We start from the raw sequence: 23,842 nt of genomic DNA on the forward strand, positions 1-23,842 counted from the left end.
CTCTTTCCTTGTCTCACTTCACATCAAAGTAGTGATCTTGCGGAACGGAGACCCCGATGTCCCTTCACCGCGGCGCGCTGGCGTGGTTCGAGATCCACGTTCGTGACGTCACCAGAGCAGCGGAGTTCTACGGCACGGTGTTCGGGTGGACGTTCGACCCGCTCGGCGACGCCGACGAGAGCCTCGACGGCTACCTCGTCATCAAGACCGCCGACGGCGAGAGCGGCAACGGCGGCATCGCCCGCACCACGACGCCGGACGAGGCCGTCGGCCGCGAGTCGAGCGTGTTGTACCTGCACGTGGACGACATCCCGGAGACCGTCGAGGTGGCACTGGCGGCCGGCGCCACGCTGCACCGCCCGCTCATGAACATCGGTGGCGCCCACGGGTTGTGCGCCGTCATCCGCGATCCGGACGGCAACCACGTGGGCCTCTGGTCGTCGTGATCCCACGAGAACGAGGGGTTCCCCGCCGGGTGACCACACCGGCGGGGAACCCATCTGGCACGGCGGTCGCGGCCAGGCCCTGGGCGAGGGGGGAACGAGCAGCCCGGGCCGGCGTCAGCCGCCGGTGGTGTTGAGCAGCACCGAAACCGTGTCCGCGAGCGAGTCCGCGGTCGCGAAGTCGGCCTTGCCGTCGCCGTTGAAGTCGGTGACCACGATCGCGGGCGCACCGGCGCCGACCTTGATGCTGACCGGGGCGGCGAACCCGCCCTTGCCGTCGCCGTGCAGCAGGCTCACGTCGTCGGAGTCGAAGTTGGGCGCGACGACGTCCGCGAACCCGTCGCCGTTGAAGTCGCCGACACCCGTGTCGGAGGGGTGCTCACCCGAGCCGAGCACGACCGGGCCGCCGAAGCCGCCCTTGCCGTCACCGAACAGCACGGCGATCTGGTCCACCTCGTAGAGGGCGCTGACGACGTCGAGCGCGCCGTCGCTGTTGAAGTCGGCGAGCGCGGCACCGGCCGAGGTGTCGCCCGCCGGGAAGGCCGCGGGCGGGCCGAACCGGCCGCCACCGTCGCCCTTGAGCACGGTGACGTCACCGGAGTTGTAGTTCGACACCGCGAGGTCGAGCTTCCCGTCGCCGTCGAGGTCCGCGACCGACAGCCGCAGCGCGCCGTCACCCGCCGGGTGGTGGGCCGGTGCGGCGAACGCACCCTTGCCGTCCCCCAGCATCACGGTCACGTCGTCGCCGTTGAGGTTGGGCGTCACGACGTCGAGGAAGCTGTCGCCGTTGAGGTCGCGTGCCACGGCGCGGGCCGGTCCGTCGCCGGCCGGGAAGGTGGCCGGCTCGCCGAACTCGCCGGTGCCGTCGCCCAAGTACAGCGACAGGTCGTCGGAACCGAGGTTCGCGGCGACGAGGTCCTCGTGACCGTCGGAGTCGAAGTCACCGGCCGCGAGGCCGTTCGGGGTGCGGCCGGCGGGCAGGATCACCGGCGGCGCGTAGCCGCCGTTGCCGTCGGCGATCAGCACGGCCACGTCGTTCGAGTTGTAGTTGGGCGTCGCCAGGTCCAGTGCGCCGTCGCCGTTGAGGTCGGCCGCCAGGATGTCGGCCGAGGCGTCGCCCGCCTTGAACGCCGCGGCCGCCGCGAACGACGCCTGCGGGGCGGGCAGTGGCACCGGGGACGGCGTGCCGGCGGGCGGCACCGTGGCCGTCGGCCGCTCGCCGGACGGGGTGCCCGGCGGCGGATCCGGTTCGGACTTCGTGGTGCAGCCGGCGACCAGCAGCACCGCCACCAGAGATCCGGCCACTTTTCGGGAAACGCGCATTGCGGCGCCCATGTGCTTCTCCTCGCACTCGATCGGCTGCGTTTTCCAGTGTCAGCCGCAGGGCGCCCACCAGGCTTTTCATCGCTTGCCCAATCACGAAGTGCGCGAATTCCACATTCAGCACACTGGAAGAAGAAAGAGTCGGCGGTGCGCCGTAGAACGGGACCTACACCTGCCTGGAAACGGGGAGCGATGAGCGACATCGAATCATTCGGACGAAAGCTCGGCGATTTTGCGCACGGCCTGCTCGCGGGCCAGGACGGAGAAGGCGGCGTGACGAACGAACTGCGCAACGAAGAGACGCTGCGCGCGCTCTACCAGAAGTTCAACGACAACGACCTCGACGGGGCGAGCGCGCTGCTCACCGACGACTACGAGGGCGTCGACGTGCCGTCGGGCGAGGTGGTGCGCGGTCCCGCGGGCTGGAAGCAGCGGCAGGCGGCGAACCGGATCCCGCTGCCCGACGCGCGGACGACGATCCAGTCCCTGGTGGTCAAGGGGGACTTCGCGGTCGCGGAGGTGGTCAACGAGGGCACGCACACGGCGCCGTTCCCGTTGCCCGGCGGCGGGGAGCACCCGCCCACGGGCAAGCGGATCCGCGGACTGAGCTGCGAGCTCTACGAGTTCCGCGACGGCAGGATCGCCAAGGGCACGCTGTACTACGACTTCCTGACCGTGGCGACCCAGCTCGGCCTGAAGTTCTGACCACAGCAGACCGCGCGCACGGAACGAATCCGTGCGCGCGGTCTGCTGCGAACGTCAGCGGGCGACGGCCTTGCGGTAGCGGCTGGTCGCGAACGGCACGAACACCACGAGCATCACCACGATCCACAGGAACGACGCCAGGACCGAGTTCTGCAACGGCCACGCCGCACCGGGCGGGAAGTCCGGGTTGGTGTTGCCGAACAGCTCCCGCACCGCCTGCGTCACCGCGGACACGGGATTCCACTCGGCGATCACCCGCAGCACCGAGGGGAAGCCCTCCGGGCTGACGTAGGTGTTGGCGATGAAGCACAACGGCATGATGATCATGAAGCTGGCGTTCGTCACCACCTCCGGCGCCCGCACCGACAGTCCCACGACGGCCAGGACCCACGACAGCGCGTACGCGAACGCCAGCAACAGCAGGAAACCCGCCGCCGCCTCGCCGAGCGAGCTGTCGATGCGCCAGCCGACGAGCAGTCCCGTCACGACCATCACGACGATCGACAGCACGTTGTTCGCGAGATCGCTGATCGTCCGTCCGATGAGGACGGAGTACGGCGAGATCGGCAGCGACCGGAACCGGTCGACGATGCCCTTCTGGATGTCCTCGGCCAACCCCGAGCCGGTGATCACCGAGTTGAACACCACGGTCTGCACGAACACGCCGACGAGCAGGAACTCGGTGTACGAGACGCCCGGCACCTGGATGGCACTGCCGAAGATGTAGGCGAACAGCAACGTCGACATGATCGGCATGATCAGCGACGACATCATCAGGTCCGGCACGCGCAACGTCCTGGTGAGGTTGCGCTTCGCCAGCACCACGCCGTCACCGACGGCGAGTCCCACCGCACTCATCGAACAGGCTCCTCGTTCTTCGTCTCCTCGGCCTTCACGCCTTCACCGTTCTGCTCGGCCTTGTCCGCCCGATGCCCCGTGAGGGCGAGGAAGACGTCGTCCAGCGTGGGCCGGCGCACCGAGGCGTCGACCACCTCGATGCCGGCCATGTCGAGCCTGCGCACACCTTCGACCAGCACTCCCCCGGCAGCCGCGATCGGCACGACCACCCGGCGGTCCTCCTGCGAGGCAACGGGTTCGCCGTGCCCGATCGGCGCCAGCACGGCGCGGGCGTGGTCGAGGTCGGCCGCGTCGCGCAGCGCCACCTCGAGCCGGTGGCCGCCGACCTGGTCCTTGAGCTCGTCGGCCGTGCCGTTGGCGATCAGCTTGCCGTGGTCGATCACCGCGATGCGGTGGGCCAGCCGGTCGGCCTCCTCGAGGTACTGCGTCGTGAGCAGCAGCGTGCTGCCCGACGCGACCAGTTCGCCGATGGCCTCCCACGTGGCCTCACGGCTGCGGATGTCGAGGCCCGTCGTCGGTTCGTCGAGGATGAGCACCTTCGGTTTGCGCACCAGCGCGCCCGCGAGGTCGAGACGCCGGCGCATGCCGCCGGAGTACTCCTTGAGGCGCCTGCCCGCGGCCTCGGTCAGGTCGAACTGCTCGAGCAGCTCCTCGGCGCGCGCCTTCGCACCCTTCTTGCCCAGGTGGTAGAGCCGGCCGATCAGCTCCAGGTTCTCGTACCCCGTCAACAGCTCGTCGACCGCGGCGTACTGCCCCGACAGGCCGATCACCTCGCGCACCCCGCGCGGATTGGCCACCACGTCGATCCCGGCGACCTCGGCGTGGCCGCTGTCGGGCTGGATGAGGGTGGCGAAGACCCTGACCGCCGTGGTCTTGCCCGCTCCGTTCGGGCCGAGCAGACCCATCACCGTTCCCTCGGCGACCTCCAGGTCGAAGCCGTCCAGCGCCGTCACCGACGCGTACTTCTTCACGACTCCCCGAGCCACGATCGCTGCGGTCATCATCGCCTCTCCGCCGGGCTCGAATGCCGGCACACCCCTCCGGAAACCGCGCGCCGCACTGGGCGGCATATGACTAAACATCATACAATCGATATGACTGTTTGTCACACAAACAGCACTCTTCGGACACGACGGGCAACGGGTGGAGACGACATGGACCTCGTCCAAGGCATCGGCGGAGTCTTCTTCCGCGCGAAGGACCCACGGGCCCAGGCCCGGTGGTACCGCGACAACCTCGGCATCCCGATCAGCCCCGGTGACGGCGAGCAGACCGGCGAGGAGCGGATGTGGGACCAGCAGGCCGGGCCTACGGTGTGGGGCCCGTTCCCGGAGGACACCGGGTACTTCCACAACCCGGCCCAGCAGGTGATGGTCAACTTCCGCGTCGCCGACCTGGACGCCGTGCTCGCCCGGCTGCGGTCCACCGGCACCCCGGTCAGGGACGAGATCGAGCAGTACGACTACGGGCGGTTCGCGTGGGCGTGCGACCCGGAGGGGAACTGGTTCGAGCTGTGGGAACCGCGCGGCTAGCCGCCGGTGGTGTTGCGGAGCACCACGACGTTGTCGGCGTGGGAGTTCGCCACCGCCAGGTCCGCCTTGCCGTCGGCGTCCAGGTCACCCGCGACGATCTTGATCGGGCCGTCCGCAGCGGGCACCGTCAGCGCGGCGGCGAACCCGCCGCGGCCGTCGCCCGCGAAGACCGAGACGTTGTCGGACTCGAAGTTCGCGGACGCCAGGTCGGCGTCGCCGTCGCCGTCGAGGTCGGCGGCCGCGATCCCGGTCGGGCCGTCGCCCGCCGGCATCACCAGCGGCTCCGCGAACCCGCCCTTGCCGTCGCCGAGGAGCACGGAGACCGTGTCGCCCTCGTAGTCGGGGGTGGCGAGGTCGGCGTGGCCGTCGGCGTTGAAGTCGGCGGTGACGATCCCGTGCGGGCCGTTGCCCGCCTTGGCGGAGACCACGGGGGCGAAGGTGCCGTCGCCGTTGCCGAGGAGGATTCCGGCGTCGTCCGAGTGGTGGTTGCCCGACGCCAGGTCCGTGCGCCCGTCGCCGTTGAAGTCGGCGGCGGTGATGTCGGCCGGGCCGTTCCCGGCGGGCAGGTGCACCGGGGCTGCGAACCCGCCGCTGCCGTCGGCGAGCATGACGCTCACGTTGTCGCCGTCGTAGTTGGCGGTCGCGAGGTCCAGGCTCCCGTTGCCGTCGAGGTCGGTGGCGACCACACCGGACGGACCGTCTCCGGCGGCGTGGACGGTCGGCGTGCCGAACCCGCCCTTGCCGTCCCCGCGCTGCACCGTGACGGTCTCGTCGCTGACGTTGATCGTGACCACGTCGGCGTTGCCGTCCGCGTCGACGTCCGCGGTGACGTTGCGCAGGGCCGCCGGTCCGGCCGGGATCGTCACGATCTCGCGGAAACCCGCGCTGCCGTCGCCGAAGAGCACGGACGCGTCGCCCGGTCCGAGGTTGGCCGTGACGAGGTCCAGGACGCCGTCGCGGTCGAAGTCCGCGGCCGAGATCGCCCGCGGGTTGTCGCCGACCGGACTGCCGGCCGAGGTCGCGAACGACAGCGCGGGTCCCGCCGGGACGGTGGACGAGGGCGGGGTGCCCGGAGGCGGCTGGCCCGATTTGTCGCTTCCGCCCGTGCAGGCGGCGGTGAGAGCCGCCGTGAACACGATCACAGCCGCGGAGCTGCTCCTGGCGTGCCGGGCCGTGGTGGGTTGTGCCATCGGGATTCTCCTTGCGGTGGCGTACCTTTTCGCTCACCTCGATTGATAGCCCGCGACCACCCGGACCCGCTTATCCCGTCTTGCCAAACCCCGCGGCACCGAGGGTCCGCTTAGGACACACGGCGGGGTGGCAGACTGTCGTCGAGCCGTTCACCGCACGTCAGAACGCAGGAGACACCGTGGCGCAGGAAGAAGTGCCCAGCCAGGACCCGGCGCTGCCCGCGACGGCGTACGCAGTGCTCGGCCTGCTGTCGTTCGGTCAGGAGCTGACCGGGTACGACCTGCGCAAGTGGGCGATGAACCTGCGCTACTTCTACTGGAGCCCCGCGCAGAGCCAGATCTACCTCGAGCTGCGCAGGCTGCTGGAGCACGGGCTCGTCGAGGTGCACCTGGAGGAGCAGAAGAGCCGCCCGGACAAGCGGTTGTACCGGATCACCGAAGCCGGCCTGAAGGTCTTCCGCGAGTGGCTGGACCACGCCCCGGTCGCTCCTCCGCTGCTCAAGCACTCCGTCGCGCTGCGCCTGTTCTTCGGCCACCAGACCAACCACGGCAGGCTGCGCGAGGTCCTCACGGAGTACCGCGACTGGGCCGTGGAGCAGACCAACGGGCTCACCCTGCTCAGGACCGAGCTGGACCAGTCGCTGCCCTACCCGGGACTGGTCGCCACCTGGGGCTCCGCCTACTTCGCCGCCGAGATCACCGCGATCGACACCGTGCTGGCCGACCTCGACCGCATGGAGGCGGCGCGGGAGCAGGACTGACGGACGGGTTCTGGCACGCCGGTGGTGCCGCCCGGCGAAGTGCCGGGCGGCCCCCTAGCCTCTGTGCTCGATGCGGCGGGGCTCGTCGCGGTCGTCGAGCCGTTCGGCGAACTGGGCGCGCAACTGGGTGACGATGACAGCCGACTCGCGACGCACCCGGTCCACCTCCCAGCGCGCCTGCTGACGCACCCGTTCGATCTCCATCCGGTGGTCCTCGACGAGGCGCCGGCGTTCCTCGTTGGCCTCGTCGAGGGTCTGCTGCCAGCGGCCCAGCAACTGGTCGCGCTCGGCGGCCACCGCCGCCCTCGCCTGGTCCACCAGGTTGTCGGCGGCCTTCTGCCTGGCCAGGTCCTCCGCGCGTTGCTGCTCGGCGTGCCGCAGCTCTTCCTTGGCTCTCTCGTGCCTGATCATCCGCCGTGCGCCGACGAAGCTCAGGAACGCGGTGACGACCGCCGCTATGGGCCCACCCAGTTGCAGAAAGTCCATTGCACGCCATTCTCCGGCCAGTGAAGGAACATTGCTGTTCCTCAGTATCGTGATTCGGCGGAGGAGCGTCTCTTCCCGGTTGCGAGATCCGCGGGGGTGCCCCAGCGGCCGGAGAACACGATGTCGGACAACGACATCCGCACGGCCGGACGGGTGCGGCCGGGTCGGGCCCACATCAACCCGACCACCGTGACGAGGTCGTGCGTGTCCGGTACGGCGAGTGCGTCGCGCACCGCGGCGCGGTCGAACCCGCCGTACTGCCGCACCTGCAGGCCCTCGGCGCGCGCCCTGGCGGTCAGTCCCCCGACCGCCAGGCCGAGCTCGTACTCGGTGCCGCGCGTCCTCTTGCCCGCGTCGTCGGCGGTCCGGACGGCCGCCAGGACCAGCGCGGCAGCGGTGCACGCCTTGACGCGGTTGTCCTCGGCGAGCGCCGAGAACAACGTCCGGTAGGTCGGATCCGCGCACCTGCCCAGGACGAACCGCCACGGCTGCCGGTTCCAGGCCGACTCCGCGCAACGGGCCGCGTCGAACAGCCGCTCGCACGTCTCGACCGGGATGCCGGTGCCGAACGCGCCTGACATCAGGTCACCTCGGCGCGCGCCGCCCCGCGGTGCGCCACGAGACACCCGGCCAGCACGACGAACGCGACGCCGTGGTGTGCCCATCCGGATTCCGCGAGCCACGGCAGCGCCACGCCGAGCAGTCCTCGCGCGTGCGGCTCGGGTGTGTGGAGCAGGTAGGTCTGCGCGAGGCGCAGCAGGAGTTCGGCCCAGTAGACGAGCACCGCCACCGTGACGACCACCAGCACCGGCCGCGTCGACATCAGGCCCTCACCAGCCGACGGCCGGGTACCAGATGAGCCCGGCCCGTCCGAGGGACCGCAGGTCCCAGTACAGCAGGGTGAACGTGCCGAACACGAGGAACGCGACCGCGGTGATCCGCTCGGTGCGGCCGGGCCTGGCCGCCAGCCAGCGCTGCACGCGGCCGCCGGTGGCGTGGGCCAGCACCAGGAACACGACGGCGGCGATCACCAGGTTTCCCAGTGACTGCAGGACGAACGCGGACATCCCGTAGAGGACGTTCCCGCTCTCCGCGGCGTGCCGGAACATGATCCGGAACAACGGGAACGGCCGGCCGATGAGCAGCGCGCCGATCAGCACGCCCATCACGACGAGCGGCACCGCGGGGTGGCGCTGCCGGACGCGGGCGAACGGGTCGGGCACCAGGCGCAGGGCGGCGAGGCCGAGGTAGATGAACGCGACGCCGATGACGCCGAACACGATCATCGACTGGACCTGGCGCGGGCTGAGCACACCGGCCACGCTCGCCGTGGTCGCGAACTGGGGCATGGAGGTGCCCACGATCGCGACCAGCGCGCCGTAGACGGCGGAGATGCCCACCGCTCCCACGCAGATCCACCCCAGTGCGCGCAGCGAGTCCCGCCAGCGCGGCCTGGCCGCGCCCCGGTCGCCGACGAGTGGCGTCACGACCCCGAACACCGCGATGTTGCACGCGGTGAACGAGCCGGCCAGCCCGGTGACGAACGCGAAGGCGATGCCCGCCAGCACACCGTCCAGAGGCGTGGCCTTCGCGTCGTGGCCGAGCATCGAGTTCGCGACGTTGTCGCCGATGACGCGGTCCACGAACGGCGCCGACCAGATCACCGTGAGCACGAACCCGGCGAGGGCGCTGAGCGCCACCAGCCGTCCGCGTTTCGGGATCGCCGGACGTGCGGCGTGCAGGAACGTCGGTTGCATGCTTTCTCCTGTCGGAGGGGAAGGGCCGTCAGGCCTGCTTCCGGGTACCGGTCTTGAGCAGGCCTGACATGACCGCCCTGGTGAGCACGGGGATCGACTCGGCCTGGAAGTCGACCTCTTCGTCGAGCTCGTTGATCCGGCCCTCCAGCACGAGCAGGGCCAGCAACGGGAAGATGAACTCGGGCGCCGCGAACAGCCCGTTGACGCGCTGCAGGTCGAACAGCCGCGTGGCGAACCGGACGAGGCTGAAGTCACGGGCCGCGCGGCCGCTCGACTCCTCGATCAACGCGACGGTCCCCCGGCGGAACGCGGCGACGTCGGCGCCCTCGGCGACGCCCTCCGCGCTCTCCTGGAGGATCTCCGCGCAGTGCGGGCCGTCACCGCGGGCCATGTGCATGAAGAACTCGGCGAAGAGCCTGCGCACCCTGGGTTCCAGCCGGACCACGAACCCCGCGTCGAGCAGGACGATCCGGCCGTCGCGCCCCAGGTAGAGGTTGCCGGGGTGCATGTCGCAGTGGACCAGGCCGTCGAGGAAGAGCATGCGGTAGACGCAGAACAGCACCCGCCGGGCGAGCTCGGCGCGTCGCGCGGCGGATGTGCTCTCGGTGGCGAGCGGGGCGAGTCCGTCGACGAACTCCATCACCAGCACGCCTTCCGCGCCGTGCTCGGGCAGCGGGCGCGGGATGTGCAGGTAGTCCACGTCGGCCAGCAACGTGCGCAGTTCGGCGAGGGCACCTGCCTCCGCCTCGAAGTCCGCCTGCGCCGCCACCGCGGCACCGATCTGGCGCAGCACGGCGACCGCGGGCAGGCCGCGGAACCACGGCAGCCGCTGCATCACCGCGGCGCCCGCGCGCATGATCGCGAAGTCCTGCTCGATCAGCTTGCGCACACGGGGTCTGCGCACCTTGACCGCGACGGGAAGCCCGTCCAGCTCGGCCCGGTAGACGCACGCGATGCTGCCGCTGCGCACGGAATTCCAGTCGACCGTGAAGGGAGGATCACCGCCGTACGCCGAACGCAGCGCTTTTCCGGCCGTGCGCACGGACATGGGCGGCACCCGGTCGTGCAGGTCCGCCAGCGCCTCGCACCAGCCGGCCGGGAGCACGTCGCGCCGGGTGCTCAGCAGTTGCGCGCCCTTCACGAAGGCCGGGCCCAGCGCGACCACCAACCGGCGCGTGCGGCGACGCAGCACCGCTCCCGCCTCCGCGCGGTTCACGCACGCGCGCACCGCGATCACCGGGCCGGCCAAAGCCATGTGCCACAGGGAGATCGAGACCACGGTGATCGCTCGCAGGACGAGCTGAACGCTCTGGAACATGCCTACGGTTATAGGACCCCAGGACAGGACAACACTTGTCCCAGCTTGCGCGGATCGCGTTTGCGTTAGCCTGCAAGGAGATCCATCGACCGGAGGTGCGCCCCGTGGACGTGACCACCCTCGCCGTGACCGTCGAGCTCGAAGTCGGCGCCCCCGCCGCCGAGGTGTTCGACGCGGTGGCCGATCCGACCCGAGTGCCCGAGTGGAGCCCGGAGTGCGTCCACGTCAAGTGGATCGACGGCGCCAGGGGTGCCGAACCTGGTGCGCGGTTCCACGCGCGCAACCGGGCCGGCGAGTGGGAGTGGGACGTGACCTGCGAGGTGGTCGAGGTCAGCAGGCCGGCGAGCTTCTCGTGGATCGTCGTCGGGTTCGCGGGAGATCCGGCGCTGCCCTCCTCGACGTGGTGCTACCGGCTCACCGAACGTCCGGGTGGCGGAACGCTGATCACCCAGACGTTCCGCCACGGCCCCGGCGGCAGCCACCTCGTGAACGCGATGGAGGCGCAGCCGGAGCACGCGGACGCGCTCTACGAGTTCCGGCGCGGTGTGTTGCTGCACAACGTGACCGCCACGATGCGCACGATGGCCACCTCGCTCGGCTGGCTGCCCGCGGACTGAGTCACCGGTGCCGCCACTGCGGCGCCTTCCAGCGTTCGCCGATCTCCACCATGCGCTGCAGGTTGATCAGCAGGTTCTGCCAGCCGAGCTGGTAGCCGTCGGACGGGCGGCCGTCGACGAAACCGCTGTGGCGCAGGTTGATCCTGGTTCCCTCCTCCTGCTCCTCGTCCAGCTCCCAGCTCACGAGGGTGTCCGGCCAGCCGTCGTTGTGCCAGGTGTAGGCGAGCCGGTGCGGTGCCTCGATGTCGACCACCGTCATCGGGCCGTGGTCCCAGCCGAACTCGTAACGCCCGCCCTCCCACGGTTCCACCACCGACTGCGACGGCAGCCACTTGTCGATCATGGCCGGGTCGAGGAGCACGGAGAACACGTCCTCGGCGCTCGTGTCGACCACGATCGTCGCGAAAGCCGTCTCCTCGCAGGGAACCGTGTAGTCGGGACGCGGCGCGAGGGTCCGTCCCTCGGTGAAGTTGGCGAGGTTGCCGACCGCGATCCCCCAGAAGTCGTTCATGCTCGCCCGGTCGAACCCCCAGAACGGGACCGGCTCGTGCCGCACCGACACCGTCGTGTCACCGCCGGCGGTCCCGCGCACCGCCATCTCGACCGCGGTGCTCACCCCCTCCATCTCCCAGTCGAAGCGCAGCCTCCCGCCCGGCTCGGCCGACACGTTCGTCTGCCGCGGCACGTCGCCGAACGGTGTGTGCCTCCCCCAGAACTCGAATCTGCCGTCGTCCAGCCGGACGTCGACGTGCTCGGCGAACCACGTGCTCAGGGACAGCTCGGTCGTCATCGCCCGGTACACCGCGGGCGCGGGGGCGAACACCATCGCCTTCACGAACACCTTGTCTGCCATCGCAGGCACCTCCCGTCGTCAGCTCCATGCTGCGTCGGCCGGCCGCGTGTTCTCGACCGCCGCGGAAGATGCGGCAACCTGCGAGAAGGACCGCGCGCGTTCCCGGCGGTAGACCAGAAGGCGCACACCGCGCGGCAGACGGGATCCCGCCATGACAACACCTCAGGCCAACGCGCACATCGCGCGCACCATGTACCGGCGCTTCACCGAGAACGACGTGGAGGGCGTGGTCCTGCTCCTCACCGAGGACTACGAGCTCGCCGACATGGCGACCGGTGAGTCGATCCACGGGCACGACGGGTTCCGCGACTGGATGCGCCGCAGCCGCGCCGGTCTGCCGGACGCCGTGGCCGAGGTCATGGCGCTGCACCAGGACGGGGACGTCGTCGTCGCGGAGGTCCGCAACCACGGCACGCACACGGGCACGCTCACCATGCCGGACGGCACGGTGTACCCCGCCACCGGACGCCGCCTCGACGTCCGCGGCTGTGAGGTGCTGCGGTTCCGCGGCGGCCGGATCGCCGGCTGCACGGTCTACTACGACGCCCTGAGCATGGCCCACCAACTGGGGATCTGAGACAACCGTTGCGCGGCAACGGCTCCCATGGGACAAAAACTTTTGTATTGACAGTCAGATTTGTTCATGCGACCTTGGGTGCACCGCAGAACACCGCCCCAGGGGGAGCGCCATGAGCATCGCGATCACCACACATTCCCTGCGCGTCACCACTCGCTTCACCGACGTCGCCTCCCGCTGGCTCTCGCGGCACAGCGTCGGGCTGCTGCGCCTGAGCCTGGGCCTCGTGTTCCTCGGCTTCGGCGCGCTGAAGTTCTTCCCCGGGATCAGCCCGGCGGAGCACATCGCGGGCACGACGGTGGAGATGCTGACGCTGGGCCTGGTGCCCGGTCGTGGCGCGGTGGTGCTCGTGGCGCTGATGGAGACCTTCATCGGGCTGTCGCTCATCACCGGCAGGCTGCGCAGGACCGGGCTCGCCGTGCTCGGTGTGGCGCTGACGGGCATCCTCTCGCCCCTGGTCCTGATGCCAGGCCAGCTCTTCGAGCACGACACTCTGACGCCCAACCTGACCGGCCAGTACGTGTTGAAGGACATCGTGCTGGTGGCCGCCGCGCTCGTCGTGGCCGGCAAGGCGCTCACCCCTCGCAGCGCCGGCTGAGCCCGACCGCTGGGAGCCGCCGTCATCCCCCCGACGGCGGCTTCCGCGTTTCCACAGCCGGGTTCGTATATAAAGGCGAAGTTGTCCGATCAGCCGGTGGGGAGCCGCACGTGAACGAGATCGAAGTCATCCGCGACGCGGGCACGGCACGCATCGCCCTCGAACCGATCCGCCTGCGGCTGCTGGCGGAGCTGGCCACACCGGAGTCGGCCACCACCCTCGAACCCCTGCTCGGCATCCCGCGCCAGAAGATCAACTACCACCTGCGGACGCTCGAGGAGCACGGCCTGATCCAGCTGGTGTCCGAGCGCCGGGTCCGCAACACCACCGAGCGCTTCCTGCAGGCGTCCAGCTCGTACGTGATCTCCCCCGACGTCTTCGAGCAGGTCCAGCCCGATCCCCGGCACAGCCGGGACCACCGCTCGCTCGGCTGGCTGCTGGCCGTGACCGCCCAGCTGATGCGCGACCTGGGCGAGCTGCTGATCGGCTCGCGCCGGGCCGGCCGGAAGGTGGCGACCTTCGCCCTGGACGGCGAGATCCGCTTCGCCTCCGCCGCGGCGCGCACGCAGTTCGCCACCGAGCTCTCGGCGGCGGTGACGGCGCTGGCGGCCAAGTACCACGACGAGAACGCGCCCGGCGGCCGTCCGCACCGCATGGTCGTGGCCGTGCACCCGAGCGTCCGCCCGGCGCGGCGCCGCACCCTGCCCTCCGACTGATCGTTCCCGGGTCAGGCGAACCGCTCGTCCAGCCACCGCTGCCAGCACGCGGACACGTCCGCGTGCAGCGGCGGACTCCCGTACCGGTACTGGTAGACGCTGACGCCGCACAGCTCGACGCCCTCGGCGCTGAACCGGTGCAACCCGCGAGCCGACCGGACGCCGAGGTGCCTGCCGGGGTTGAGGAAGTCGACCACGCCCTCGACCGGCGCGGCCCCCGGCGCCGCGACCAGGACCCGGTCGCCCACGACGACGCCCGCGGGCACGCGCAGCGCGGCGAGCAGCCGGTCCCACTCGCCGCCCGACGCCGAGCGCGTCATGGCCATCGCGAGCGACGCGGGCAGGCGCGCGAAACACCGCTGGGACACGATCAGGTTGTGCAGGAAGAGGTCCCAGCCCGCGTCCAGCGCGTCGTACTCCGCGTCCCACACCTCGTCGTCGAGGAAACCGTTCTGCACCAGCCGGAACGCGGTGTGACCGCCTCCGGCGGCCGCGAGCACGAACTCGTAGCAGTACACCGGGTCCTCCGGCGCGCCGAACCCGCCGTACACGAGCCGCTGGGGCGGTTCGGCGTCGAGCACGACGCCCTCCCGCACGCCGGCGGGCCCGAAGTCCGTGCGCACCAGCCCACCCGGTGTCGGGTCGATCGCGTGCGGCACGTACCAGGTGGCGAAGCCCGGACCGCTCGAGATCGCCTGCCACACCTGCTCCAGCGGCGCCTCGACCTCGACCTCCTTGACGATCCGCCGAGCCATGCAGCCTCCCCGCTAGTATGACTAATAGTCATACTAGCCCGAGTAGGCGGCCAAGGCGGACGCCAGCTCGGCGGGCACCTCGACGGGTGCCACGCCGTCCGCCGTCCGCCGCATGCACGCGACGGTCTGCCCACCTCGCGCGACCACGGCCCCGCCGCGCCGGAACTCGAAGTCCATCACGATCCTGTTGCCCCCGGCGCCGGACAACGACATCAGGACGTCGATCTCCTCCAGCGCGAAGCACTCCGCGAAGTAGTCCATCCGGCAGGACACGGTGACCATCGCCAGTTCTCCCGCGGTGAGCCGCCGCAGCACTCCGGGCGCGTGGTCGGCCAGGAAGTGCTCGCGGCAATGTCCCTGCCAGCGCAGGTAGTGCGCGAAGTAGACGTTGCCGACGAGGTTCGTCTCGTCCAGCGTCACCACGTGCCGGTGGACGTAGTGCTCAGGCATCGTCGTGCTCCTCACCGAACGCCAGCGCCACCGTCACGGGCCCGATGTCCGTCACCCTCCTGGCGACGACGACCCGGATCCCGCGCACGACCCCGGACATCAGGCCGTCCTCGGTGACCTCGTCGAACACCACGGGACCGGACGCCCCCAGACGGGCGAGCGCCTGCCGCGCGGCGGTGCCGGGATCCTCGTCTCCCGGTGTCCAGTGCAAGCCGGCCGAACGGTCGGCGACGAGCAGGTCGCCGTCGCTCCACACCTCGATGCGGTGCGCCCAGCCGCACTCGACCAGCCGGCGGCTCAGCCACGGTCCGGTCTGGTCCCACGGCAGCGGCCCGGCGAGGTCGCCGTCCCCGACCACCTTCAGCCGCAACCCGGTCCACCGCGCCACCGGCAGGCCGTCCGGCTGCACGAGGTCGACGTCGAACAGGAACTCGTCCGCCGAGTGCCACGTCTCGACCGCGTGCACCAAGAGCATGCCCGCCGGCCTGCGCCAGACGTTGAGCTCCTCCACCTCCACCGGCAACGCGCGCTTGTGCGGCACGCAGGGGAGCAACGCGTGGATGGTGGCGTCGTGCGCGGCGGGATCACCGAGCAGCAGGCGTGAGCCGTGGTACTCGGCGAACCACGTGTCCTCCCGCGCGTGCAGCCAGGCCGTGACGGTGAACGCGGAGAGCACTTCGTACCGCACCACGCGCTGGAACCGTCCACTGTGGAACAGGACCGACCCGTAGGCGTGGTGGGGAGGACCGGCGGGCACGGCGTCGACCGCTGCCCGCCGGGCAGGCGGTGGCGCCGACGGCACGAGGCTCGCGCTGAGGTGGTCGGCGCCGAAGCCGTCACCGTCCTGGCGCACGGACAGGTCGACCTGCCGGTCGTGCCGCGCCAGCGCCGCCACGCGGATGACCCGGTCGGACCGCTCGCCCACGGTCACGGGCCGGTGCAGCCGGAGGTCGTGGAACGTCCACGAGCCGCGTGGCCCGGTCGTCAGAGCGGCGGTCTGGGCCATCGCCTCGGCACCGATCACCGCGGGCAGCACGAGCACCCCGGACACCCGGTGCTCGGAGAGGTACGGATCGGTGCCGGTGTTGAGCGTCGCCTCGGCGATCGTCTCCACCCCGGGCACCCAGCTCCGCAACTCCTCGGCGAACCGCAGCCCCGCGGGCGACGGGTGGTGTTCCGGCTCGACCCGCAACGTCGCCGACGGCGGGAAGCGGCCGGTGACGAGCAGGGTGACCGGCGCGCTCGGGTCGGTGAGCGCGCCGAGCATCGCCGTGACGCCCTGTCCCGGTTCGATGAGCGCGAGTCCGAGCCTGCTCAGCTGCGTGGTGACGCGCATCCGGTCGGCCATGCCGACGCCGGACCACGCCGACCACTCGAGCAGGTGCGTGCGGCACCGGGGGTTGCGCCGCGCCCAGTGCTCCAGCTCGGCGCGCATCCAGTCGTTCGCCACGCAGTACTCGGACTGCCCGGCGAGCCCCTGCCGTCCGATGATCGACCCGAAGGCGACCACCAGTCGCAGCTGTTCCCCCGGCACGACCTCCTCGACGGCCGAGAGCAGTTCCCGCAGGCCGTGCACCTTCGGCGCGACCGTGGCGGCAAGGCCCTCCTCGCCCACCTCGGCGAGCCGGCGCGGCTGGTTGACGCCCGCGCCGTGCAGCAGGCCGCGCACCGGGCCGAACCGGGCGGCCTCGCGCACCGCCGCCCGCACGGCCGCCGGGTCGGTCAGGTCGCAGCTGACGTAGTCGGCGCCGAGCGCCGCCACCTCCGCGGCCACGTCCGGGTCGTCGGCGGGCCGCCTGCCCAGCACGACGAGCTGCGCGCCGGTCTCCCCGGCGAGAGCGGCGGCACAGCGCGCGGTGATCCCGGTGGCGCCGCCGCTCACCAGGCACACGTCTCCCGGCCCGAGCGGCAACGCCGCCGATCCGGGCGAGCCGGCGTGCGGCCGGGTCACCAGTCGTTCGACCACTCCGTCGCGCACGCGGAGCTCCGCGTACCCGGAGGCCGGCGTGACGGAGGCCGCGGCGGCCACGGCCGGCGCGTTCTCGCCGGGCGGCGCGTCCAGCACCGTCACCGCGCAGCCGGGCAGCTCGGCCGAGACCGCCCTGCCCACCGCCGCCGCGGCCGGGTGCCCGGTGTGCGTCAGGAGCAACCGCCGCGGCGCGCTCCCGGCGATCTCGCGCAGCAGCCGCGCGATCTCCGCGGTGCCGGCGGTACCGGGCAGCTCCACCACCAGTTCCGCCGGGTCGTGGGCGGCGGAACGCTCCGGCGAGGGCCCCAGCGGCACCCAGTGGTGGCTGAACAACCCGACCCACGGACGCACACCGCTGAGCTCGGTCTGGCCGTCCTGGGCGTCCTCCGGCAGTTCCTCCAGCCGACGCGCCAGCCCGCCCACGGTGACGCCGTCGAGCGACTCGTCGAGCACGAGCTGCCTGCCGTGCCGCGCGGCGATCTCGCTGACCAGGCGCACGACCTGCAGCGAGTTGACGTGCAGGTCGGACAGCAACATCGTGTCGTCCGTGATCGCCGAGACCGGCAGTTCCAGCTCCTCGGCCAGGTACTCGCGCACGGCCGTGAGCAGGTCCGTGCCCGACGCGGCCGGTGCGGTCTCCACCACCTCGGAAACCTCGACCGGCGCGGTCGCGGACTGCCGCACACCGTTCTTGGGCAACGACTCGCACGGGTTGGCCAGGAACTCGAGCGGGGTGTCCAGGTCGACCAGCCGGTGCGCGCGGTCACCGAACCACGCCTGCGGCTTGGCGGTCGCGGAGGCGAAGAGGGTTGCCGAGGCGAAGGCGGTGCGCCGCGCGGAACCGCCGCAGTCGAGGCTCACCGCGGGAAGGCCCGCCGGTGCCGCGAGCGTGGCGAGCATCGTGCCGGGACCGGCCTCCACCAGCAGGTCGCAGCGCGCGGCGAGCTCGCGGACGGCCTCCAGGAACCGCACCGGCTCGGTCAGCTGCTCGACGAGCAGCGCCGCGACGTCGTCGAACGGGCCGAGCCGCGTTCCGGTCACCGTGGAGAAGACGGGTTTGTCCGGCGCGACCATCGGCACCTCGCGCAGGTACTCGCGCCACGGCCGGGTCACACCCGACATGGCCGAGCTGTGGAAACCGTGCGACACCGGCAGTTTCGCCACGTGGACGCCTGCCGCCGCCGCTCGCACGGCCACGACGTCGAGTGCCGCGACGGGCCCGGCGAGCACCACGGCCTGCGGTCCGTTCTCGGCCGCCAGCACGGCCTCCGTGCTCTCCGCGAGGTCGAGCGCCGCCTCCGCCGGTGCCGCCACCGAGATCATCCCGGTGCCGCGGGTGCCGTGCTCCGCCATCAACCGGCCGCGGTGCGCGGCCAGGTCGAGGACCTGCTCCTCGGTCAGCACGCCGGCCCAGGCCAGCGCGGTCAGCTCACCGAGGCTGTGCCCGAGCGCCGCGACCGGGTGACACCCGAGGTGCCGCAGCCAGGCCAGGCCGGTGAGGGACTGCCACACCACGGCGGGCTGGGCGATCGCGGTGTCCGCGGCCCCGTCCACCAGACCGTCCGGAGTGGACGGCGGGTGCGGCAGCAGGCGGCCCGGCAGACCGAGCGCGGCCCGCACGGGTGCGGCCTGCCCCGGCAGCAGGAGGCCGACCCGGACACCCGAGCCGCGCCCGACCACCACCCCGGCGGGTTCGTCGACCAGCAGGTTCGAGTCCCATCCCGGCAACTGCTTGCGTGCGGCCGTGGCGGCCGCCGCGAGCCCGGCGGGATCGGCGGCCACGAGGACGCAGCGCACGGCGGCACGCGGGTCGTGCCGCGCGGTCAGCGTGGCCGCGAGGTCGTGCAGCTCGGCCTCGCTCATGGCCGCGCAGCGTTCGCCCAGCGTGCCGAGCCGGTCGTCGAGCTCGGCGAGGTCGCTCGCCGTGATGAGGAACGGTTCCCACTCGGGCAGCGGCGCCGACCAGTGGCGCGCCGAGTCCGGCAGCGTCGCGGCGGGTTCCGTTGCCGCGGGCACGAGCCTGCGCGGCACCCTCCTCGTCATCGCGGTGCGCACGCCCGCGTCGAGCACCACGTGCGTGTTGATGCCGCCGAACCCCGCCGAGGACACGCCCGCGACCGGGTTGCGGTGCGTCCACGGTTCGGGCTCGCCGGGCAGCCGCAGACCGGCCGCCGGTCCGGCGAGCAGCGGGTGGAGCTCGCGCACGCCGGTCATCGGCGGGATCACCCGGTGCGACACGGCGAGTGCCGCCTTGATGAGTCCCGCGACGCCGGCCGCCGCCTTGGTGTGGCCGATGTTGGCCTTGACGCTGCCCAGCGCGGCGACGGGCGAGCTGAAGCCCCGCACCGCGAGCAACGCCTCGAGCTCGACCTGGTCGCCCACCGCGGTGCCCGTGCCGTGGCCCTCGATCAGCCCGGCCGCCGCGGGCAGGAGGCCTGCTCGCGCGTAGGCCCGGCGCAACGCCCTCGTCTGCCCGCCGACGGCAGGACGGGTGACGCCACCGGCGCCGTCGGAGGACATGCCCCAGCCGACGAGGTGCGCGTAGATCCGCAGTCCTCGCGCCTCGGCGTCCTCGGCGCGCATCAGTGCCACGATCCCGCAGCCCTCCCCCGGCAGGAATCCGGTGGGCTTCGCGTCGTAGACCCGCATCTCACCGGCGGACAGGGCGCCCACCCGTGCGAACCCGATCAGCTCGAACGGGTCCAGCGAGAGGTCCACGCCGCCCGCGAGCGCGAACGAGAGTTCGCCGCGGGCCAGCGCCTCGCTCGCGGTGATCACCGCGAGCAGGCTCGACGAGCACGCGCCGTCGACGGTGTAGCCGGCCCCGTGGAAGTCGAAGTGGTTGCACACCCGGCCGGCGATCGTGTTGCTGAGCCCGCCCGCGAGCATCTCGTCGTCGGGCACGGGGAACGGTGCCTTCAGCACGCGTTCGGCGGTGGCGAGGACCTTGGCGGCGGTGTCGCCCTCGACACCGGACTCCTCCAGCGCCGCTCCGACGACGTGCCGCAGCGAGGGCCAGCGCAGCCGCAGCAACGACGCGCGGCTGAACTCGCCCGCCAGCGAGTTGCCGATGAACACCCCGGTGCGGTCGCGGTCGACCCCCTCGCCGCCGGGCACACCGGCGTCCTCGAGGGCCGCGCGGGCGGTGTCGAGGGCGAGCCAGTGCGTCGGGTCCACCGCGCGGTACAGCGCTCCGGGAACGCGGAACCCCGCCCGGTCGAACGTCCAGTTGCGCAGCACTGCCGCCCGGCGCGCGACGGTCTTGTCCACTTCGGACGGTTCGCCGCCGTAGTCGGCCAGGTCGAGCCTCTCCGGCGGGATGGCGCGGAACGCGCGCCTGCGGCCGAGGACCGTCTGCCACAGCTCTTCGGGGGTCGAGGCGTCCGGGTACCGGCAGGCCATGCCGACGATGGCGATCCTGGGGGTGCTCACCGCCCATCAACGCCCGCGAGCGAGGCCCTTCCCGTCGCGCGTCCCGCCGGCGCCGAGCGCAGCTCCGCCGCCAGCAGCACGGCGCCACGCAGGATGCAGACGATCACCAGTGCGAAGAAGAAGCCGAACACCACCCCGTTGAGCACGAGCACGCCGTAGGTGAACGCGGTGGCCAGGCCGAACAGCACCTGGTTGCGCCTGCCCTGCGGAGTGCTGCCGGGATCGGTGATCATGTAGTTGGTGAAGATCACGAAGGCCAGCCCGGTCATCGGCAGCAGCGCCGCCAGCAGTGCGTGGTCGAAGATCAACCACCGCAGCACGGCCTGGGCGGCGAACCCGCCGGCCCAGCCCAGGATCAGGGGCAGCTTGCCGGTCAGCTTGGCGTTGATCATCGTGCCCGCGCCGAGGATGGCCAGCGGCAGGATCCAGTCGATGGCACCGGTGGGCTCGTTGGTGAAGTGGTAGGGCGGCGCGATGCCGACCCACGGGAACAGCACCAGCGTGAGCGCGATGCCCGCGTTGGAGGGGTTGAGGAAATGCCGTTTCCGCCCGCGCACGCGCAGCCTGAGCACGTACTTGGTGCTGATGCCCGCGGTCACCGCGAAGATGTAGGGCCACAGCGACGTGTTGCCGTACAACAGCATCGCCACGGCGAGTCCGCCGATGTGGCTCGGCAGCAGGAAGTTGAGCATCTTGAGCCAGCCGCCCGCGTAGCCGGGCGTGCGGCCGTGGGCGCGCGCGTCCAGCGTCTCGAGCAGCAGGTCGACGGCGTAGGCCACGAGCACCGTCGTGATCGGCGTGATCGGCGACTGCTCGAAACCGAGGACCAGGTGGCCGATGACGTTGAACGCCGTGATCGACATGGCGAAGCGGCGCAACGCCATGAGCCGCTTGTCCGGCGGCCGGGCCGCGAGCCGGTGGCTCGGCGACGGTCGGGTGGTGTCAGCGGGCGTCGTGGTCATCGGGAGGTCACCGTCCGGGGAGTGGGGCTGCAGGGTGGGAAGTGAAGGGCGGCGGCAGGCGCGGCGCGGACGGAAAGTCGCGCCGCGCCTGCCGCCGGGTGGGGCGTCGCGGGATCAGATGGTCACCGTGGTGCCGTCGAAACGGGTGACCGAGAAGCGGTGCCTCTCGTTGAACCACGACTTCTGCTCACGAAGCAGCTCGATCGCCAGACTCTCGCCCAGCTTCGCCGACTGGGCGAAGTCGGACCGCCAGTGAACCCCCGCCATGTTGCGGCCGACTCCGATGTTGGCGGCGAGCTTGTTCAGCTCCCCGCCGACGGTCAGCCGGTCCGCGTCCGCGCCGGTGTACGGCACCAGTTCGGTGCCGCTGTCGTTGGCCTGCACCGGATCCGGCAGGATCGCCGTCTCGTCGTGCCAGGCCTTCAGGATCGTCGCGCAGGCTCCCGCCGCGGTGGCGTGCCCCGCAGCGTAGGACGGGTGCGTCGGCGAACCCTCGGGGAACGCCTGCGGCAGCAGGTAGGAACCGAACTTGCTGAACACCCGGTCCACCGCGTCGGAGTCGAGCACCTCGTTGTTCAGGAACTCGTACTCCCGCCTGCCCGTGATCCGGTTGTGCACCCTGGCGCAGAACGCCTCGGGACGCAGCCGCCGGTGCACGTACCACTTCTGGAACCAGGCCGCGCGCAACGCGCGGTTCGCGACCTCGGTCACCAGCGACAGCAGGTGCGGGATCCCGAAGGTGGCGAACCCGAGCTGTGTCTTCGAGTCCACGTAAGGGTTTCCCGCGTCCGTCGGCGTGCCCGCGTAGTGCATGATCAGCGCGGCGTTGATGAACGCCTGCGCCGGCGTGGGACCCGCGTCGTAGTGCACCCAGTGCGTCAGGTCCCTCGGCGTGGCGAGGTACCGGCGGTTCGCCTGGTCGCGTTCGGACGCCGCCAGCGACCGGTTCCAGCCGTTCTGCAGCCGCAGGTACGTCTCGAACGTGGTGGCGTAGTCACGGTTGGCCGCCACCGTGTCCTGGCGCTGCTCGGTCCGGTAGGTGCCGAACTGGACGGGCCGGTAGAAGAACTGGGAGATGAACGGACCCGCGTGGTCCCCCGGCGTGTCGCCGCGGAACACGAAGTCCGGCTCCACCCGGCCGCCCCGCTTGGCCGCGCGGTAGTCCGACAACCTGCTCAGGTCGTCGGCCGCCGCGGCGACCAGCCGGTCGTCCGCGAACCTGGTGAACGGAACGTCCCTGCACAGCGCCATCCAGTACAGCTCGGTCGCCTCCGCGGACAGCTCGGCCGAGTCCATCCTCGGCGCGGGCGGAATCGTCATCGCGTGACTCGGCGGACCGACGGCGTCGACCGCGAGCCCAGCCTGCGGGTTCGTCAGCGGCCGCCCCTCGGCGAGGGGGATGCGGTCTATCTCGTCCGGGTTCTCGCTGAGCAGAGCCCGGAGGTACTGCCGGTAGACGGCGGGGTCGACCTCACCGAACTCGTTGTGCGACAACCCCTTGCTGTAGCTGCCGAGGTAGTCCGGGTAGAGGTTCTCCTCGCCGTTGCTCACGTGCATGACCGGCAGCGCGTCCGCATCGGACTTGGTCGACCGATCGACAGGTGGGCTCATGTTCTCGTCCTATCTGGCCGTTCGCGCGAACGGTCCTAGTCGCGCGGAGCAGTGCCGCCACCGTCGGTCTGACCGTCGACGACGACGCGGCCCAGGCCGTTCTCGACCACGACGCGGGCGCCGGGGATGACGCGTCCGTTGTCGTCGATCGGCTGGCCGCCCAGGTTCACGCGGAAGCGCGGGCCGGCTTCGGACATGTGCCAGTGGCGCCACTTCCAGCCGTCGGCCGTCTTCACCGCGAGCGCGCTGGAGTACAGCGGCTGGTGCTCCTTGTGGTCGGCGCGCGTGATGACGACGTCGCCCTCCTCGTTGACGAGGCCGAGCGTCGGCGTCGCGATCGCCTGCGTCGCGAAGATCGTCTTGATCTGGCTGTCGGTGCTCGTGGGGAACAGCGTGGACAGGTACGTCCGCATGTTCTCCCGGCCCGTGATCTTCAGCGGGCGACCGTTCACCGCCACCAGTTCGTACGTCGTGAACTCGTCGGCGATGGTGTTGAGAATGTAGTCGATGTCGCCTCGCGAATAGGCCACCTGCAAGTCGGCCAGGAATCCGCGAATCTCGAGCTCGGCGTTGGCGTCCGACTCGAAAACTTCACCCTCGCCCGAACCACCGGAGGAACCGAGGAGGCCTCGCGCGAATTCGCTCAGCTGCCTGCCGAAATCCTGGATCTCAGTCACAATCAACTCTCCGATCAATAGCGTCGCCAGCCGACCGACCGTAGCGACGGACTGCTCTTCCTCGGTGTCCGTTGTAGTCACCCGCAGCCCGCGATGACTTCTCCTCTGTTGCTCTGAAGTCATTCCAGCAGCACTGCCGCACAAGTCCATCTTCTGCCTTGCTGGATTTCGACGGGTTTCCCCGCAAGGGATGAGAAGGAGTCGGAGCTGATCAAACTTACTGTCCCTGTAGTCGGTCTGCGCGCATTCGAC

The 23,842-nt window shown here is 71.1% G+C and carries 24 protein-coding genes; 8 read left to right on the plus strand and 16 right to left on the minus strand.

Going from position 1 to position 23,842, the window contains the following annotated elements; translation table 11 throughout:
- The first annotated feature begins 56 nt into the window (after positions 1–56).
- On the plus strand, positions 57–446 hold the full coding sequence (locus DFR72_RS01455) for a VOC family protein (protein ID WP_090064397.1): 390 nt from the start codon (positions 57–59) through the stop codon (positions 444–446).
- 114 nt (positions 447–560) lie between these two features.
- Here DFR72_RS01455 and DFR72_RS01460 read toward each other — a convergent pair whose 3' ends face one another.
- Positions 561–1,778, minus strand: a complete 1,218-nt coding sequence (locus tag DFR72_RS01460) for an FG-GAP repeat domain-containing protein (protein WP_211335257.1) — start codon at positions 1,776–1,778, stop codon at positions 561–563.
- 180 nt (positions 1,779–1,958) lie between these two features.
- On the opposite strand from DFR72_RS01460, the gene DFR72_RS01465 reads away from it, so the two are divergent.
- Entirely contained in the window at positions 1,959–2,471 is a 513-nt protein-coding gene (locus DFR72_RS01465) for an ester cyclase (protein WP_211335258.1), read from the plus strand.
- A gap of 54 nt (positions 2,472–2,525) precedes the next feature.
- Here DFR72_RS01465 and DFR72_RS01470 read toward each other — a convergent pair whose 3' ends face one another.
- Entirely contained in the window at positions 2,526–3,329 is an 804-nt protein-coding gene (locus DFR72_RS01470) for an ABC transporter permease (RefSeq protein WP_090064396.1), read from the minus strand.
- On the minus strand, positions 3,326–4,330 hold the full coding sequence (locus DFR72_RS01475) for an ATP-binding cassette domain-containing protein (protein ID WP_090064603.1): 1,005 nt from the start codon (positions 4,328–4,330) through the stop codon (positions 3,326–3,328). Before DFR72_RS01475 ends, DFR72_RS01470 begins: the two co-directional genes overlap by 4 nt.
- A 153-nt stretch (positions 4,331–4,483) precedes the next feature.
- Here DFR72_RS01475 and DFR72_RS01480 point away from each other — a divergent pair, with 153 nt between their 5' ends.
- Entirely contained in the window at positions 4,484–4,861 is a 378-nt protein-coding gene (locus tag DFR72_RS01480) for a VOC family protein (protein ID WP_090064395.1), read from the plus strand.
- Here the strand turns inward: DFR72_RS01480 and DFR72_RS01485 are convergent.
- On the minus strand, positions 4,858–6,051 hold the full coding sequence (locus DFR72_RS01485) for an FG-GAP repeat domain-containing protein (RefSeq protein WP_090064394.1): 1,194 nt from the start codon (positions 6,049–6,051) through the stop codon (positions 4,858–4,860). The two genes, DFR72_RS01480 and DFR72_RS01485, sit on opposite strands and share 4 nt — an antisense overlap.
- Positions 6,052–6,230: 179 nt before the next feature.
- On the opposite strand from DFR72_RS01485, the gene DFR72_RS01490 reads away from it, so the two are divergent.
- Positions 6,231–6,812, plus strand: a complete 582-nt coding sequence (locus tag DFR72_RS01490; RefSeq protein ID WP_211335259.1) for a PadR family transcriptional regulator — start codon at positions 6,231–6,233, stop codon at positions 6,810–6,812.
- 54 nt (positions 6,813–6,866) lie between these two features.
- Here the strand turns inward: DFR72_RS01490 and DFR72_RS01495 are convergent, their stop codons facing one another.
- The 5 genes from DFR72_RS01495 to DFR72_RS01520 are packed head-to-tail and all read right to left on the minus strand — an operon-like array spanning position 6,867 to position 10,373.
- On the minus strand, positions 6,867–7,298 hold the full coding sequence (locus DFR72_RS01495) for a hypothetical protein (protein ID WP_090064393.1): 432 nt from the start codon (positions 7,296–7,298) through the stop codon (positions 6,867–6,869).
- A gap of 41 nt (positions 7,299–7,339) precedes the next feature.
- Positions 7,340–7,879 carry a nitroreductase family protein gene (locus DFR72_RS01500; protein WP_090064392.1) on the minus strand — a complete coding sequence of 180 codons (540 nt, stop codon included), beginning with the start codon at positions 7,877–7,879 and terminating at the stop codon, positions 7,340–7,342.
- Positions 7,879–8,121 carry a hypothetical protein gene (locus DFR72_RS01505; RefSeq protein ID WP_090064391.1) on the minus strand — a complete coding sequence of 81 codons (243 nt, stop codon included), beginning with the start codon at positions 8,119–8,121 and terminating at the stop codon, positions 7,879–7,881. The genes DFR72_RS01500 and DFR72_RS01505 overlap by 1 nt, the downstream gene beginning before the upstream one ends.
- Positions 8,122–8,128: 7 nt before the next feature.
- Positions 8,129–9,055, minus strand: coding sequence for a hypothetical protein (locus DFR72_RS44835; protein WP_090064390.1), 927 nt, complete (start codon positions 9,053–9,055; stop codon positions 8,129–8,131).
- Positions 9,056–9,083: 28 nt separating this feature from the next.
- Positions 9,084–10,373, minus strand: a complete 1,290-nt coding sequence (locus DFR72_RS01520) for an ABC1 kinase family protein (RefSeq protein WP_090064389.1) — start codon at positions 10,371–10,373, stop codon at positions 9,084–9,086.
- Positions 10,374–10,477: 104 nt separating this feature from the next.
- Here DFR72_RS01520 and DFR72_RS01525 point away from each other — a divergent pair, with 104 nt between their 5' ends.
- On the plus strand, positions 10,478–10,990 hold the full coding sequence (locus tag DFR72_RS01525) for an SRPBCC family protein (protein ID WP_170176084.1): 513 nt from the start codon (positions 10,478–10,480) through the stop codon (positions 10,988–10,990).
- 1 nt (position 10,991) lies between these two features.
- Here DFR72_RS01525 and DFR72_RS01530 read toward each other — a convergent pair whose 3' ends face one another.
- Positions 10,992–11,843, minus strand: coding sequence for an SRPBCC family protein (locus DFR72_RS01530; RefSeq protein WP_090064387.1), 852 nt, complete (start codon positions 11,841–11,843; stop codon positions 10,992–10,994).
- Positions 11,844–11,994: 151 nt separating this feature from the next.
- On the opposite strand from DFR72_RS01530, the gene DFR72_RS01535 reads away from it, so the two are divergent.
- From DFR72_RS01535 to DFR72_RS01545, 3 genes are all read left to right on the plus strand, one after another.
- Complete coding sequence (locus DFR72_RS01535) at positions 11,995–12,420, plus strand: ester cyclase (protein ID WP_090064386.1); 426 nt, start codon at positions 11,995–11,997, stop codon at positions 12,418–12,420.
- A 112-nt stretch (positions 12,421–12,532) separates the two neighbouring features.
- Positions 12,533–13,018 carry a DoxX family protein gene (locus tag DFR72_RS01540; RefSeq protein WP_114773578.1) on the plus strand — a complete coding sequence of 162 codons (486 nt, stop codon included), beginning with the start codon at positions 12,533–12,535 and terminating at the stop codon, positions 13,016–13,018.
- 110 nt (positions 13,019–13,128) lie between these two features.
- Positions 13,129–13,734, plus strand: a complete 606-nt coding sequence (locus DFR72_RS01545; protein WP_090064385.1) for a helix-turn-helix domain-containing protein — start codon at positions 13,129–13,131, stop codon at positions 13,732–13,734.
- An 11-nt stretch (positions 13,735–13,745) separates the two neighbouring features.
- On the opposite strand, the gene DFR72_RS01550 is transcribed toward DFR72_RS01545, so the two are convergent.
- The 6 genes from DFR72_RS01550 to DFR72_RS01575 form a co-directional block, all read right to left on the minus strand.
- A complete protein-coding gene (locus DFR72_RS01550) occupies positions 13,746–14,489 on the minus strand; it encodes an SRPBCC family protein (RefSeq protein ID WP_090064384.1) in 744 nt (247 codons plus the stop codon).
- A gap of 33 nt (positions 14,490–14,522) precedes the next feature.
- Positions 14,523–14,939, minus strand: a complete 417-nt coding sequence (locus DFR72_RS01555) for an acyl-CoA thioesterase (protein ID WP_090064383.1) — start codon at positions 14,937–14,939, stop codon at positions 14,523–14,525.
- Complete coding sequence (locus DFR72_RS01560; RefSeq protein ID WP_090064382.1) at positions 14,932–20,340, minus strand: type I polyketide synthase; 5,409 nt, start codon at positions 20,338–20,340, stop codon at positions 14,932–14,934. The genes DFR72_RS01555 and DFR72_RS01560 overlap by 8 nt, the downstream gene beginning before the upstream one ends.
- Positions 20,337–21,302, minus strand: a complete 966-nt coding sequence (locus DFR72_RS01565) for an enediyne biosynthesis protein UnbU (protein WP_090064381.1) — start codon at positions 21,300–21,302, stop codon at positions 20,337–20,339. Before DFR72_RS01565 ends, DFR72_RS01560 begins: the two co-directional genes overlap by 4 nt.
- Positions 21,303–21,416: 114 nt before the next feature.
- A complete protein-coding gene (locus tag DFR72_RS01570) occupies positions 21,417–22,913 on the minus strand; it encodes a phosphatase PAP2 family protein (RefSeq protein WP_090064380.1) in 1,497 nt (498 codons plus the stop codon).
- Positions 22,914–22,948: 35 nt separating this feature from the next.
- The gene (locus DFR72_RS01575) at positions 22,949–23,740 is read right to left on the minus strand and encodes a nuclear transport factor 2 family protein (protein WP_211335260.1); all 792 of its coding nucleotides are present in this window, start codon (positions 23,738–23,740) and stop codon (positions 22,949–22,951) included.
- Positions 23,741–23,842 lie beyond the last annotated feature (102 nt).

The organism is Lentzea flaviverrucosa (genome assembly GCF_003350445.1).
GTDB lineage: Bacteria > Actinomycetota > Actinomycetes > Mycobacteriales > Pseudonocardiaceae > Lentzea > Lentzea californiensis.

Bases quoted from the DNA above. Each gene is read 5' to 3' on its own strand.
- DFR72_RS01455 (WP_090064397.1), top strand. From the start codon at position 57: ATGTCCCTTCACCGCGGCGCGCTGGCGTGGTTCGAGATCCACGTTCGT.
- DFR72_RS01460 (WP_211335257.1), bottom strand. From the start codon at position 1,778: ATGGGCGCCGCAATGCGCGTTTCCCGAAAAGTGGCCGGATCTCTGGTG.
- DFR72_RS01465 (WP_211335258.1), top strand. From the start codon at position 1,959: ATGAGCGACATCGAATCATTCGGACGAAAGCTCGGCGATTTTGCGCAC.
- DFR72_RS01470 (WP_090064396.1), bottom strand. From the start codon at position 3,329: ATGAGTGCGGTGGGACTCGCCGTCGGTGACGGCGTGGTGCTGGCGAAG.
- DFR72_RS01475 (WP_090064603.1), bottom strand. From the start codon at position 4,330: ATGACCGCAGCGATCGTGGCTCGGGGAGTCGTGAAGAAGTACGCGTCG.
- DFR72_RS01480 (WP_090064395.1), top strand. From the start codon at position 4,484: ATGGACCTCGTCCAAGGCATCGGCGGAGTCTTCTTCCGCGCGAAGGAC.
- DFR72_RS01485 (WP_090064394.1), bottom strand. From the start codon at position 6,051: ATGGCACAACCCACCACGGCCCGGCACGCCAGGAGCAGCTCCGCGGCT.
- DFR72_RS01495 (WP_090064393.1), bottom strand. From the start codon at position 7,298: ATGGACTTTCTGCAACTGGGTGGGCCCATAGCGGCGGTCGTCACCGCG.
- DFR72_RS01500 (WP_090064392.1), bottom strand. From the start codon at position 7,879: ATGTCAGGCGCGTTCGGCACCGGCATCCCGGTCGAGACGTGCGAGCGG.
- DFR72_RS01505 (WP_090064391.1), bottom strand. From the start codon at position 8,121: ATGTCGACGCGGCCGGTGCTGGTGGTCGTCACGGTGGCGGTGCTCGTC.
- DFR72_RS44835 (WP_090064390.1), bottom strand. From the start codon at position 9,055: ATGCAACCGACGTTCCTGCACGCCGCACGTCCGGCGATCCCGAAACGC.
- DFR72_RS01520 (WP_090064389.1), bottom strand. From the start codon at position 10,373: ATGTTCCAGAGCGTTCAGCTCGTCCTGCGAGCGATCACCGTGGTCTCG.
- DFR72_RS01530 (WP_090064387.1), bottom strand. From the start codon at position 11,843: ATGGCAGACAAGGTGTTCGTGAAGGCGATGGTGTTCGCCCCCGCGCCC.
- DFR72_RS01535 (WP_090064386.1), top strand. From the start codon at position 11,995: ATGACAACACCTCAGGCCAACGCGCACATCGCGCGCACCATGTACCGG.
- DFR72_RS01540 (WP_114773578.1), top strand. From the start codon at position 12,533: ATGAGCATCGCGATCACCACACATTCCCTGCGCGTCACCACTCGCTTC.
- DFR72_RS01550 (WP_090064384.1), bottom strand. From the start codon at position 14,489: ATGGCTCGGCGGATCGTCAAGGAGGTCGAGGTCGAGGCGCCGCTGGAG.
- DFR72_RS01555 (WP_090064383.1), bottom strand. From the start codon at position 14,939: ATGCCTGAGCACTACGTCCACCGGCACGTGGTGACGCTGGACGAGACG.
- DFR72_RS01565 (WP_090064381.1), bottom strand. From the start codon at position 21,302: ATGACCACGACGCCCGCTGACACCACCCGACCGTCGCCGAGCCACCGG.
- DFR72_RS01570 (WP_090064380.1), bottom strand. From the start codon at position 22,913: ATGAGCCCACCTGTCGATCGGTCGACCAAGTCCGATGCGGACGCGCTG.
- DFR72_RS01575 (WP_211335260.1), bottom strand. From the start codon at position 23,740: ATGGACTTGTGCGGCAGTGCTGCTGGAATGACTTCAGAGCAACAGAGG.